The sequence below is a fragment of the Dyadobacter sp. HNCC25DJ184 genome (assembly GCF_056895215.1).
In genome coordinates, this window is record NZ_JBXHAQ010000009.1 from 108,937 (window position 1) to 121,373 (window position 12,437).

At 44.1% G+C, this 12,437-nt stretch carries 9 protein-coding genes; 2 read left to right on the forward strand and 7 right to left on the reverse strand.

Annotation, left to right across the window (positions count from 1 at the left end):
• Positions 1-33: 33 nt before the first annotated feature.
• The 7 genes from AC1XUD_RS15130 to AC1XUD_RS15160 all read right to left on the reverse strand — a co-directional run bounded on the left by AC1XUD_RS15130 (position 34) and on the right by AC1XUD_RS15160 (position 9,000).
• The gene (locus AC1XUD_RS15130) at positions 34-1,350 is read right to left on the reverse strand and encodes a sugar MFS transporter (protein WP_483361863.1); all 1,317 of its coding nucleotides are present in this window, start codon (positions 1,348-1,350) and stop codon (positions 34-36) included.
• Between the two features lie 269 nt (positions 1,351-1,619).
• Positions 1,620-2,993, reverse strand: a complete 1,374-nt coding sequence (locus tag AC1XUD_RS15135; protein ID WP_483361864.1) for a Gfo/Idh/MocA family protein — start codon at positions 2,991-2,993, stop codon at positions 1,620-1,622.
• 98 nt (positions 2,994-3,091) lie between these two features.
• Entirely contained in the window at positions 3,092-4,162 is a 1,071-nt protein-coding gene (locus tag AC1XUD_RS15140; RefSeq protein WP_483361865.1) for a dihydrodipicolinate synthase family protein, read from the reverse strand.
• A gap of 34 nt (positions 4,163-4,196) precedes the next feature.
• Positions 4,197-5,213, reverse strand: a complete 1,017-nt coding sequence (locus AC1XUD_RS15145) for an NAD-dependent epimerase/dehydratase family protein (RefSeq protein WP_483361866.1) — start codon at positions 5,211-5,213, stop codon at positions 4,197-4,199.
• An 18-nt stretch (positions 5,214-5,231) separates the two neighbouring features.
• Positions 5,232-6,446: an Nramp family divalent metal transporter gene (locus AC1XUD_RS15150; RefSeq protein WP_483361867.1), complete on the reverse strand. Its 1,215-nt coding sequence runs from the start codon at positions 6,444-6,446 to the stop codon at positions 5,232-5,234.
• A 199-nt stretch (positions 6,447-6,645) separates the two neighbouring features.
• Positions 6,646-7,644: a Gfo/Idh/MocA family protein gene (locus AC1XUD_RS15155; protein ID WP_483361868.1), complete on the reverse strand. Its 999-nt coding sequence runs from the start codon at positions 7,642-7,644 to the stop codon at positions 6,646-6,648.
• A gap of 294 nt (positions 7,645-7,938) precedes the next feature.
• Entirely contained in the window at positions 7,939-9,000 is a 1,062-nt protein-coding gene (locus tag AC1XUD_RS15160) for a LacI family DNA-binding transcriptional regulator (RefSeq protein ID WP_483361869.1), read from the reverse strand.
• Between the two features lie 377 nt (positions 9,001-9,377).
• On the opposite strand from AC1XUD_RS15160, the gene AC1XUD_RS15165 reads away from it, so the two are divergent.
• Together AC1XUD_RS15165 and AC1XUD_RS15170 are read left to right on the forward strand one after the other, a co-directional pair.
• On the forward strand, positions 9,378-10,826 hold the full coding sequence (locus tag AC1XUD_RS15165; RefSeq protein WP_483361870.1) for a sulfatase family protein: 1,449 nt from the start codon (positions 9,378-9,380) through the stop codon (positions 10,824-10,826).
• 140 nt (positions 10,827-10,966) lie between these two features.
• Positions 10,967-12,403, forward strand: a complete 1,437-nt coding sequence (locus AC1XUD_RS15170) for an arylsulfatase (protein ID WP_483361976.1) — start codon at positions 10,967-10,969, stop codon at positions 12,401-12,403.
• The last annotated feature ends 34 nt before the right edge of the window (positions 12,404-12,437 follow it).

The window sequence follows — 12,437 nt, forward strand, 5'->3', positions numbered from 1 at the left end:
ATTTATATGAAGTAAAAAAGAATTGATTTTAGATCACCAGCGACGAAGCTTGTGACCATAAAACGCGTAAAAAACAAGGTATAGATAGCATGGGAATAACACCCAATATGCCTGCCGAACATCATACAAATCGGCGAAATGACCATAAAATAGGGGCATAATCGCGTTCCCGCAAAGACCCATTATCATAACCGACGCACCCAATTTTGTAAACCGTCCGAGATTGTCAAGCGCTAATGGCCATATACCCGCCCAAACCAAGGAGTTGGCTAGCCCAAGTAACACTACAAACCATATAGATATATCAGTACTATGTCCCAGAAACGTAACCGGGCCTTTTGTGAAAATGATCAGTAAAGTAAAAATAGAACCTAGTAATGTGCAGATTCTTAGGGTATTGACCTGGCTAATGAATTTTGGAATGGCCACTATTCCAATGAAATAGCCGCATATGGTACAGAAAAGCGTATAGGAAGGGAAAACTTTGGCTTCAAGTAAATCAATGTTCATGGAATTGGCATATCCGATGATCGTATCAATCGCGATAACCTGTGTGCCGACATGAAGGAATATTGCCAACGCTCCCAATATAAGATGTGGGAATTGAAAAATACTGGTTTTGCCCGCGTTTGCGACTGCCACGTCGCCCGTCTCATGTTCTGTATCAATTTCGGGAAGTGGAGAGCGATATACCAGATATCCGAGGATAAACAAAAAACTGCCAAGTGCGAGATATGGATTGATTACCCTCCGTATCAGTTCGTCAAGTGCGGCGCTTTTCGCGCTGGCGTCCATTGTGCTTAATTGTGCAAAAAGGTCTGTGTCGGTTGGACGAAGAATGACGGCTGCAAAGACAATAGGGGAGAGGATACCCGCTGCCTTGTTGCATATGCCCATGATACTAATCCGCTGTGCTGCTCTTTCCTTGGCGCCCAGGATGGTGATATACGGATTTGCTGCAGTTTGTAATATCGACAATCCGATTCCGATTGTGAAGAGTCCGAGAAGGAATATCTCGTAGGTCCGAGTCATCGCAGCCGGTACAAAAATGAATGCACCTAATGCCATTGCCCAAAATCCGAACATCATTCCTTTTTTAAAACCAACGGCCTTCAACAAATAAGACGAAGGTACCGACATGACGAAATAGGCAATATAAAAAGCAAAAGCAACCAGATAGGCTTTGAAGCTGGTGAGCTCACAGGCGATTTTGAAATAGGGAATCAATATGGAATTGACCCACGATATGAACCCGAAAATGAAAAACATCAGTCCGATCAGGAATATCGATATCGTGGTCTGCCTTTGGCTAAGCTGTTCTACCCGAATGGCAGCGACGGCACTTTTCATATGATATGGGTTAAATTTTTAATGGACTTTGTTTTTCGGCTTTTAGCCAGCGTGAAGATTTTATCTTTTGAAAAAGACAAAATATTTTTCTGCCTGAGCTTACGGTCCGCCGCTGCGGTCGAAGGCCGCTCAACGAACTTTAAATTATTAATAATCAGATAGTTGATTGTTTATGCTTTTTTGATGCTCGCGTTGAAAACGCTTAACCATTGCGCACCGATGGTTCGCCGCACGATTGCAAATCGGTGCCAGCGCGCCAGATTAAAAACCTAAACTGTTGGTTCCCAACCCTTCTGATATTCCCTTGACCAAAGCTTATTTGCCTTTTTATTATTCTTGATATGCCCGTTGGAAGGATCAATATCTAATGTTCCACCTGAGCGGAGCGCAATATTTCCGAGTTGAGCCAATAACGTGCTTTGATGCCCGCTCACGATATCAGAATTCAGCGCAGAGCCCTTTTTGATTCCGTCAAAAAAGTTTTGAATATGCAGTGCGTCCAATCCTTGCGACGGGTTCATTTTGTTTCGGGGATCAATTACGAAATCGTTTGTGACGTCTTTAACCACTTTATTATCCAGGTCATAAATCTTGTAATTATTCCCGTCACCAATGGCTAATGAGCCTTTTTCCCCGTAAAAAATAACTCCGACACTGGTTCCTTCGATGGTTCGCCCGTTGCAACTGCGACCTTCCCAGGTCATGGCGGTATTGTTATTGAACTCTAAATTAATAACCTGTGTATCAGGTGTTTGCCAGTCGTCTTTATATCGATATCTTCCACCCGCTGATGTTACGCGAGTCGGAAATTCCACTTGCAACCCCCAGCGCATAAGGTCGAGCATATGCGTTCCGTTATTTAAGGCTTCACCCGTTCCCCAGTTCCAGAACCAATGCCAGTTATAGTGTATCAGGTTGTCTTTAAATGCCTCGCGTGGCGCTGGTCCCTGCCATAAGTCATAGTCAAGCCACTCAGGTACAGCAGTTTCTTTTCCAATTCCAATAGAAGCACGGTTATTGGTATACCATCCTTTCACGAAATACGGCCGGCCAATTACTCCGTCATGTACTTCTTTAATACCTGCCGCAACATTAGGCCATGAACGGCGCTGGTTGCCCATTTGGATATAATTCTTGTACTTTTTCTGAACGGCAAGCAGCAATTCCCCCTCATGCGGATTATGGCTGCATGGCTTTTCAAGATATACATGTTTGCCAGCTTTAGAAGCTAATATCGCAGCAGGAGCATGCCAGTGGTCGGGAGCCGCAATGACCAACGCGTCCATGTCCTTGTTTTCGAGTGCTTTCCGGAAATCTGGTATGTTCGCAGGTTTATGTCGCTGAATATCATTCACGGTATTGATACACTTCTCTGCAGCTCTTGTGTCGACATCGGAAATGGAGATAACCTGAGAATTAGGCTGTAGCGCATAATTGCTCGCCAAAGCCAGTCCCCGACTGTTAACCCCCATCATCCCCACCAGGACTTTCTCGTTCGCACCAATGATACGCGCATAACTTTTGGGGGTAAAGCCCGGAAGTATACCTCCGATCGAAAACAGTGCCGTTCCAGCCAGCGTCTTTTTCATAAAGTCTCGCCGGGAATTCAGCTTAACGTCTTCTTTTGAATTTAATGTTTTCATATTAATATCAGGTATGGGAATAGCTTGAGTATATCGTCAATTTTATAAATCCAATCAGCAATTTAACGTAAATTATCCCTCGTATAAAAAAGTAAAATTTACACTGTTTTCAACTGGCTTGCTTCATATTCCAGTAGTTGCTTGATGAAAAAATCATCGGTCAGATGGGGATATGCCAAAGTCACTCTTGTGATTTCTTCGGCCTGCCCGGGCGACAAAGATTCGGAAGGATTTAAAGTCCATATCCCCTCCAGTAAACCCTGCCTCCTTAGTACTTCGTGTACGCCTGTGATGCAGCCATGAAACTGGTGCGCAGGATCAAAAATTGCCGCATTCATATCTGTCACTTCAATATTTGTAGCTAACCAATTTTTTAAATCTGCATCGTTGTCAATTGATTTAATATCAGCCAAAAGTTCGACAGCTTTTTTGGTCCACACCGCCCAATGACCTAATAACCCACCCACAAACTTCTTTTCAACTTGTAAACCATTCACATTGAATCGATATGGCGTGATCAGGTCGGCAATAATGTTATCATCGTTTCCGGTATATAACGCAATTTCATCGCGACGGGAAGAAAGACAAACCGCGCGGACTACGTCCAAAGTCTGGTATCTGTTGAAAGCGGCAATCTTGATTGCTTTTACATTCTGAATTTCAGCGAATTCCTCCCAAAAATGATAACTGTAAACCCGCCCGCCAATCGCCGCCTGCAGATAAAAACCAAATACCGGGATAATTGCAGCAATTGTTTTGATATGCTCGATAATTTCGGATTCTGTCTCCGTTTCAAACGCGGCCATGCTAACCAATCCGAGGTCATAGCCAAATTGGACAGCGACATTCGCCTCATATACAGCTTGTTCGGTCTTTCCACATACGCCCGCCACTTTCAGAAAAGGTCTGGTCAACTCATTTTTTTCAATTTCGTCTGAAGTGATTTGCAATACCTTTTCAAACAAATTAACCTTTGCGTCACGTATCTCAAACTGAGTTGTGTGCACGCCTATCGCCAGGCCGCCTGCCCCGCTTGCGATATAGTACCGCGTAAGACGTCGCTGCCGTTCTTCATCCAGACGGAGGTTAGCATCCAGCGCCAGCGGATGAGCTGGTATTACCGTTCCATTTTGTAAAAGCGTTTCTTTTTCCTGACTTAACATTTTCATGTCCAAGTGGTTGATCCTTTATTTTTCTCTTTAGCTAAAACTGTCCTTTTCTCTCCTGAAAATGAGTGGGTTTGTTAATGATCTTGCCTCCGGCTAAAAGCCAACGCGCGGTGATATCGATCATCTGCTTCAATGTCGTTCGCGGATACCCGAATATCCGGAACGACTCTGCGGCGTTGCTAAGCAGTGCGGTTGGTTGCTCCTGACCTGTGAAGATTGGTTCGGTGTTGAATATTATTCCAAACTCCCTCGCCAACCATTGAACGGAAACCGTTTCTGGGCCGGTGATATTCAGAATTTTGGCCGGAGTTTCGCAATGCAAAAGGGAACGAACGGCCATTTCATTGGCATCGCCTTGCCAGATTACATTTGCATATCCGGTGGTGAGGTCGATGGGCTTCTGATTGATCACTGATTTGGCAACTTCCAGTAAAACCCCATATCGAAAGTCAATGGCGTAATTGAGCCGGTAAATAAGTAACGGAGTGTTATGTATCGATGAAAAATATTCAAACATTCTTTCGCGGCCCAGGCACGACTGACCATATTCTCCCACTGGATCCGGACGCGTTTCTTCGGTTGCGCCCCCTGAGCCGATTGGTGTGAATGGATATACATTTCCAGTGGAATAAACGACGATCCGCGAATTACGGAATTTGTCGGCTACCCGACCCGGTAAGTAGGTGTTCATCGCCCAGGTATATGGCTCATTGCCGGATGTGCCAAATTTGGTTCCTGCCAGATATAAAATGTTTTTGATTTCCGGAAGAGCGTTTAATTGTTTGTCATCCAGAAGGTTTGCGGATATTGTTTCAATTCCTTCCGCATTCAGTTCTTCAGATAAACCTTCTTCGCTGAACCTGGAAACAGCAATCACCCTTTTTCGAATACCAGCCAAGTCGATTGATTGTTTACATAACCGGGCAATGCTTGGGCCTATTTTTCCGCCTGCGCCAAGTATTAGTATATCTCCCTCAATTTTGCCTATATCCTCAATTAAAGCTGGCGAGGGACTCAGATATTGTTTCTCCAAATTATGAATATCACTCATCGTTTGCTGCTGATTTTGTTAGCTGAAAAATAGTTCTTTCACGTTGCTGATAGCCAATCCGAAGAGAACCAGCAACCCGAGTGAAGCAAATGCCTTGGTTACCGGTGAGTTTTTATTTTCGCCCATGATCTGCCCGTCATTTCCGACAATGAACATGGCTGTTCCGATGAAAGGGACAATGAAAATGGTGATACTCTGCGCGAAGATGATCAGCTCCAGCGGTAATTTTCCAAACAGGATGGCTATGAATGCCCCCACGACCATCACCGCAGCAATTAGATATCGTACCGTTTTTGAACTAAACTGACTTCCATATCCGAGGGCGTCTGCCAGGAGGGTTCCGCCGACACTTGCGTTACCAATTAAGGAAGAAAAAGCTGCTCCAAACAATCCGATCAGGAATATCATCGTAGCATTGCTTCCAAAAATTGGTTCGAGCGCTTTGGCCATATCTGATGCTGAGTTGACCTTTATTCCCTTTGGATGTAGTACCGCTGCGGCACATATGATGACGACCGCACTCATGACGCCCAGTAAAATAATTCCCGTCAGTGTTCCGCTCTTTCCTTTCCGTAGATCGCGCTGGTGTAACCGCCGCTCCTGCACGAGATAAGATTGATATAATGCGCCGACGATCGAAAAGCAGGACGCAGTAAAAGCGATAATCAATTTCAATGAATCGGATGGGAAAGTTGGGACAAGTCCTGATGCGATTCCGATAATATCGGGTTTTGCGTAAAACAGGGTTGTGATGAACGAGAAGAGCATCATAACGATGAGAATGATCATTGTTCTCTCCAGTACCGAATAGAATTTTCTGAGAAATAACAGGCTGATTCCGAATAGGGTAAAGGCAACGATCCATGGAGCAGGGGGAGTGCCAGTCATTTCGCCTAGCGCAATTCCGACGCCTATACAGTTACCGGCTTGAAATGAAGTACAGACCAGAAATACGCCAATTCCCATGGCAACAGAAGCTGATTTTCCCCATTTCGTTCGGATGGTTTCCAACAAAGATATCCGGGTTGATTCGCCAATTCTCGTGGACATATCCGTAAAGATTGTCATAAAGAATATCGCAAAAACAACGATCCAGAGCAGTGAATAGCCATAATCAGCACCCAGTCGGGAGGTGATAGTCATCTTGCTCGGTCCAAAAACCAGTGCCGCAATAATAAGACCCGGCCCCAAAGAACGCGCCCAGGATAACAGGTTGTATTTAAGTTCTTTCACTTGATTCGGTTGAGTAGGTTAAAGTTGGGAAACTGCAAGGGACTCTAAGAAATCAGGTTATAACCGTGGCTTTCACCTTGGCCAGTGTTGCCACAAGACTATTGTCGATACTAGCAAAGTCCCGTGAGGACACGAACCAAGGTTTATTGATATTGAAAATCAGTAGTTTACAACATGTTAATGTTTCAAAAACCAAATATCACTTAGCTTTCGCCAGTACCTGGGCTAACTCAACACTTTTTCCGCCTCTCCGTTTGCTCTCATCAGCCGCCTCCATGAACGTGAATATCTCGATCGTTTCCTGTGGCGTTACCGGCACTTCTCCTGTTTTGAAATATTTAATGATATCCACCAAGAGTGGTTCATAGCCAGCATATGGGCCTAGTATCTTGTTGCCGTCCTGCATAAAGACGGTTCCGCCGTAATCGTGTTTTCCGGTTCTGGTTCCTCTGAAAGTTCCCGTCCGGCCATCAGCCCATATACCAACGACAATATCGGTATCAGGAGTGCTCACTCTTGTCACGCTTTTGCAACCAGTGCCCATAACGGTATATAGTGTTTCAACTCCATGAATGCCATACCAATAAAGATCAGGGTGGGTCTTTTCCAAAGTCGCAGGACTGTACGTATCTGCTCCTAAAACTTTTGACTTATCTATACTCTCGATTCCTTTAATATAGCGAAGCGACGAGGCCGAGAATATGGGTATCCCATACTTTTCAGCGGCTTTAAAGATCTTAAGCGTATCAGAAAGCGAAGCGGCTACCGGCTTGTCTATAAATACTCGCTTGCCAGCTTTTAACACTTCCAAAGCCTGCTCCAGATGCAGACGACCGTCATTGGTTTCCAGTAGAATGACGTCGGTTTTTGATAAAAGCTCCTGAATGGAACTTGTGATCTCGACGCCAGCCTTTTTTACTTCATCAATATATCCCGGTATTCTTTTGGTGCTTGATTCAATATCCTTGCTGCCATAAGGATAGGCGGCAGTGACTTTATAGCCATCATATACCGGATCAGGTTGTTCAGCGTTCAACGCTTTCACAAAAGCAACGCTGTGTGACGTGTCCAATCCGATGATACCAACGCGCTTCCCATCCAATGAAAACCTGGCAAATGATTGCGCGTCAACCAGCCCGATTCCAGCACCAGCCAAGAGAGATGATTTGACAAATTTACGTCTGCTTAATGAAGTCATTGGTCGAAAATAAAGCGGTTAGGAATAGTTGATTATTAAATTTCGGGTACGTACCCGTAAATGTACAAACAAAAATATAAATTGAAAGTTAATGATTAAATTGTTTGCTTAAAATTTCGGATATTCTTTACAACACAATCATAAATTCTGCTGGACCAGTTTTTGGCTCGGATTGCAAAACTTTATCAATATTAAAATTGATGACTTGTCGTCTTCGACCCCGTCCTGGAATAGCCTGTATAAAATTTGACGCCGAAGGCCAAAAGCTCACAAAGCAAGCTTCCCCTTTATTTCCTAATTCTGATAAAATGCCTGATTCTCCTTCGTGATAATGTCAATCGGCATATAATTTACTTTCTCAACCGGTGCACCCACTATGAGTGCCTGATAGAGGAGCATAATCCCACGATATCCCTGGTCTTCCGGTTTGTGACAAATAAGGAAATCGATGTGTCCGGCATTTAGATGGTCAATATTATCCGTCAGAAAATCATAGCCGACCAAAGGAATATCTGTTTTTTGACTGTTGAACAGAAAAGTCGCGACAGAAGAAACACGGGAGTTGGTCACAAAAATCGCATCAATGGTTTTATGAATATGCAAAACATAAGTCAAATGCCTGGCAACGGAAAGATAGTCCGTGTCGCTGATATCAATCCTCACCACTTCGTTTGGTATCTGATGATCATTGAAATACGCGCGGAAGCCTTCCTCAATTTTCAGATAATTATAATTCTCAACTTCCTTGGAGATATTGACAACCAATATCTTATTGGTTGTTTTTAGTCTGTAAGTGAGCAATTTAGCGCCAAGATATCCACTTTGGTAAAGATTTGGACCGATATAGCTGAGCTTGCCGACATCAGGAATATCTGAATCAATAAACACAAAAGGGATCTTGGCTTTCTCGCATTCATTGGCAATATGAATCGATTGTTCCACAAAAGATGGAGCCATAACAGCGCCGTTAACAGCACTTTTCAATAATTGTTCACCCGCTTTAACAAAGGAAGAACGGTCGTCGAGATCAAAGAAAAAATAACGAAACTGTACCCCGTAATTCTTGATTTCAGCTTCCGCACGTTGGATTCCCTTTAAAGGTGCCTCCCAAAACGTCGTTTCTTTGGAAACGCGCGGAAGCATAATTCCAAGGGTAATGATTTTGCGGGAAGCAAGCCGGCTGGCAAGTATATTGGGTTGATAATCAAGATCTTTAATGATCTCGTTGATCTTGTTTTTTGTTTTTTCAGAAACGCCGGTCCGGTTATGGATCACCCTGTCCACCGTTGCGATGGATACATTTGCCCTTCTGGCAATCTCCTTTACTCCAAATAACGTCGGTTTGTCACTTCCCATTGATGAGAGATTTCGCCTGAAACTTGTAATTCGGCTATTCGCCGGCGTTTTTTCAAAATGATTATAAATACCGAAAGTAGAATATAGAGGACAATATACCAAAGACAGAGTTGCTAATACCATCTGTCACTTAAATCAGACATGATGGAACCTTTCAAATAGGAGCTAAAATTTCAACCATGTTAATATATATATTAAGTAGATTTTTCGTTACTTGGTCTTGAATTGAAAACACGAGGAGGAATGAGGCGAAGAGAACAAATGTGGAATGCCCGGACAATCAATTGGTATGTCTTAATATTCATCTTTCATATTCAGGTCGGTCGCGAAAAAGGTATAAATTTGGCCTCCCGGTTAATTCTTCTAAACTCTTAATTATGTCTCTTTTTAAAAAACTTAGAATTCTTATTCCAATTCTATGCGTATTTGCGCTTACGATTTTCATAGCTGCGCGTCCGAAAACAAAACCTGCAAAGTCGCCCAATATCGTTATTTTCTTTATTGACGACATGGGATATGGTGACATATCTGTGAATGGAGCGATGGGTTACAAAACTCCGAATCTCGATAAAATGGCGGCAGAGGGAACGCGTTTTACCAATTTTATGGCGGCGCAAGCCGTTTGTACTGCTTCCCGGGTTGGTCTGCTGACAGGCTGTTACCCCAATCGGTTGAGTATGTCAGGTGCTTTGGGGCCGGAATCAAAAGTCGGTCTGAATCCGAATGAAGAAACGATTGCAGAGGTAGTTAAGAAAAAAGGATACAAGACAGGGATTTTCGGAAAATGGCACTTAGGAAGCAAACAGGCTTTTTTGCCATTGCAGCAAGGTTTTGATGAATTTTATGGAATTCCATATTCCCACGATATGTGGCCATTGCATCCATGGCAGGACAAAGCGCATTATCCTGATCTATATTGGATCGAAGGAAATAACCCAGGCAAGCAGATCAAAGATTTGAACGATGCGAGTGAACTTACACCTACCATCACGGCAAAAGCCATTGATTTCATCCAACGAAACAAGAAGAATCCGTTCTTTTTGTATATCCCGTCGCCTATGCCGCACGTACCCTTGGCAGCTTCCGCCAGATTCAAGGGCAAAAGTCAGGCAGGAATTTTCGGCGATGTGATCATGGAGCTTGACTGGGCAGTAGGTGAGGTAATGGCTGAATTGAAAAAGCAAGGTTTAGACGATAATACACTAGTTATTTTCACAAGTGATAACGGTCCGTGGCTGAATTACGGTACCCACGCAGGGTCAAGTGGCGGGTTTCGGGAAGGTAAAGGAGTTTCGTTTGAAGGGGGGCAACGGGAGCCATGCATCATGCGCTGGCCAGGGGTAGTTCCTGCCGGAAAGGTTTGCAATAAACTGCTTTCGACGATTGACGTACTTCCAACGATTGCAAAAATAATTGACGCTCCATTGCCGGATAAAAAAATTGACGGTATTGAATTTACAGAATTATTGAAAGGTGATGAGTCTAAAACCCCACGCGAAACTTTCCTGTACTATTACCGCAAAAATAGTTTGGAGGCGGTCAGAAAACATGACTGGAAGCTTGTATTTGCGCATCCTGGCAGAAGTTACGAAGGACAATTGCCAGGAAGAGACGGCAAACCGGGACCGGCACCGGAAGACCATCAGTTTCCGCAAGCGCTATACGATCTGACCCACGATCCGGGCGAAAGATATGATGTTCAGGAACTTCACCCTGAAATTGTAACGGAGCTGAAAAAAATAGCAGCTGCAGCACGAGAGGACCTGGGCGACGATATCGAGAAAGTGAAAGGAAAAAATGTGCGAGAGCCAGGCCGTGTTGAATAGGTTACTCAAACGCCGAGTTTAAGAAAGTATACTCGGAGTTTCGCTGATATTTTTACCGCGTAACTCCGCGTAAAACTCTCAAAACTCCGCGTTTAAATTTTATATTAGTAACACCTGATATCCATACCAACGTGAATAAAATCTTCGTAAAAAGTCTGAGTATAATCTTCTTCTTGTGTATTCCCGTTTTGGGAAATGCTCAAAAATCAGCCCCACGTCCCAATATTGTGTTAATTGTCGCCGATGATCTTGGTTATGGCGATGTAGGTTTTAATGGCCAGAAACTGATCCGGACCCCTAATATTGACAAATTGGCTAAGGGAGGAACAATTTTCACTCAGTTTTATGCAGGTACAAGCGTGTGCGCGCCGTCACGTTCTTCCCTCATGTCAGGTCTGCATACCGGACACACTTATATCCGTGGGAATAAGGGTGTTGATCCGGAAGGGCAGGAGCCGATCGCTGATTCAGTTTTGACTATTGCCGAGGTTCTGAAAAAAGCGGGCTATAACACTGGGGCATTCGGGAAATGGGGACTTGGCCCTGTTGCATCAGAAGGGGATCCGGTCAAACAAGGTTTTGACCAGTTTTTTGGATATAACTGTCAGAGTATGGCGCATCGGTATTTCCCGGATCACCTTTGGGATAACGACAGGAAGATTGTGCTAGAAAAGAACCAGAATCTGAAATTGACAGAGGAATACGCACCAGACATCATTCAGAAAGAGGCATTGAAATTTGTTTCCAATCAAAAGAAAGATCAGCCGTTTTTTCTTTTTTTACCTTACATATTGCCCCACGCCGAGCTGAAGGCACCCGACGACGAGATCTTGCAAAGTTACAAAGGGAAGTTTCCCGAAAAGCCTTACAAGGGAGCTGATTACGGACCAAATGCAACCGATGGAGGGTATGCTTCGCAGGAATATCCACACGCAACTTTTGCAGCCATGGTAACCAGACTTGACGCATACGTAGGTCAGGTGGTTGCTAAACTGAAGGAGCAGGGATTGGATAAAAACACATTGATCATTTTCACGAGCGATAACGGACCGCATGTTGAAGGCGGAGCTGATCCTGTTTTCTTCAATAGCGGAGGCGGTTTGCGTGGGGTAAAAAGAGATTTATATGAAGGTGGAATCAGAGAACCTTTCGTTGCCAACTGGCCGGGAGTGGTTAAAGCAGGACAAAAAAATGACTATATCGGCGCTTTCTGGGACCTCTTACCAACCTTCGCGGAACTAGCGGGAGTAAAACTAAACAAACCGGTTGACGGCATATCGATTGCCCCAACACTCAAAGGAAAAGCAACGCAGAAAAATCACGATTATCTATACTGGGAATTCCATGAGCAAGGTGGGCGACAAGCGGTTCGGCAGGGCAAATGGAAAGCAGTAAGGCTGAAAGCGGCCGGAAATCCCGATACCCCAGTCGAATTGTACGATTTATCAAAAGATCTCGCTGAAAAAGACAATCTGGCAGCAAAATTTCCTGATAAAGCCAAAGAACTAGGGAATTGCATGAATCAATCTCATACCCGTTCGGCGATATTTCCTTTCGATGCGAAGGCGTCGAATTGAGGAGAGGCTTACACCACTGATAATAAGTATTTCA

Excerpts from the sequence above, each read along its gene's own strand:
- AC1XUD_RS15130 (WP_483361863.1), bottom strand. The coding sequence starts at position 1,350 with ATGAAAAGTGCCGTCGCTGCCATTCGGGTAGAACAGCTTAGCCAAAGG.
- AC1XUD_RS15165 (WP_483361870.1), top strand. The coding sequence starts at position 9,378 with ATGTCTCTTTTTAAAAAACTTAGAATTCTTATTCCAATTCTATGCGTA.
- AC1XUD_RS15135 (WP_483361864.1), bottom strand. The coding sequence starts at position 2,993 with ATGAAAACATTAAATTCAAAAGAAGACGTTAAGCTGAATTCCCGGCGA.
- AC1XUD_RS15140 (WP_483361865.1), bottom strand. The coding sequence starts at position 4,162 with ATGAAAATGTTAAGTCAGGAAAAAGAAACGCTTTTACAAAATGGAACG.
- AC1XUD_RS15155 (WP_483361868.1), bottom strand. The coding sequence starts at position 7,644 with ATGACTTCATTAAGCAGACGTAAATTTGTCAAATCATCTCTCTTGGCT.
- AC1XUD_RS15145 (WP_483361866.1), bottom strand. The coding sequence starts at position 5,213 with ATGAGTGATATTCATAATTTGGAGAAACAATATCTGAGTCCCTCGCCA.
- AC1XUD_RS15160 (WP_483361869.1), bottom strand. The coding sequence starts at position 9,000 with ATGGGAAGTGACAAACCGACGTTATTTGGAGTAAAGGAGATTGCCAGA.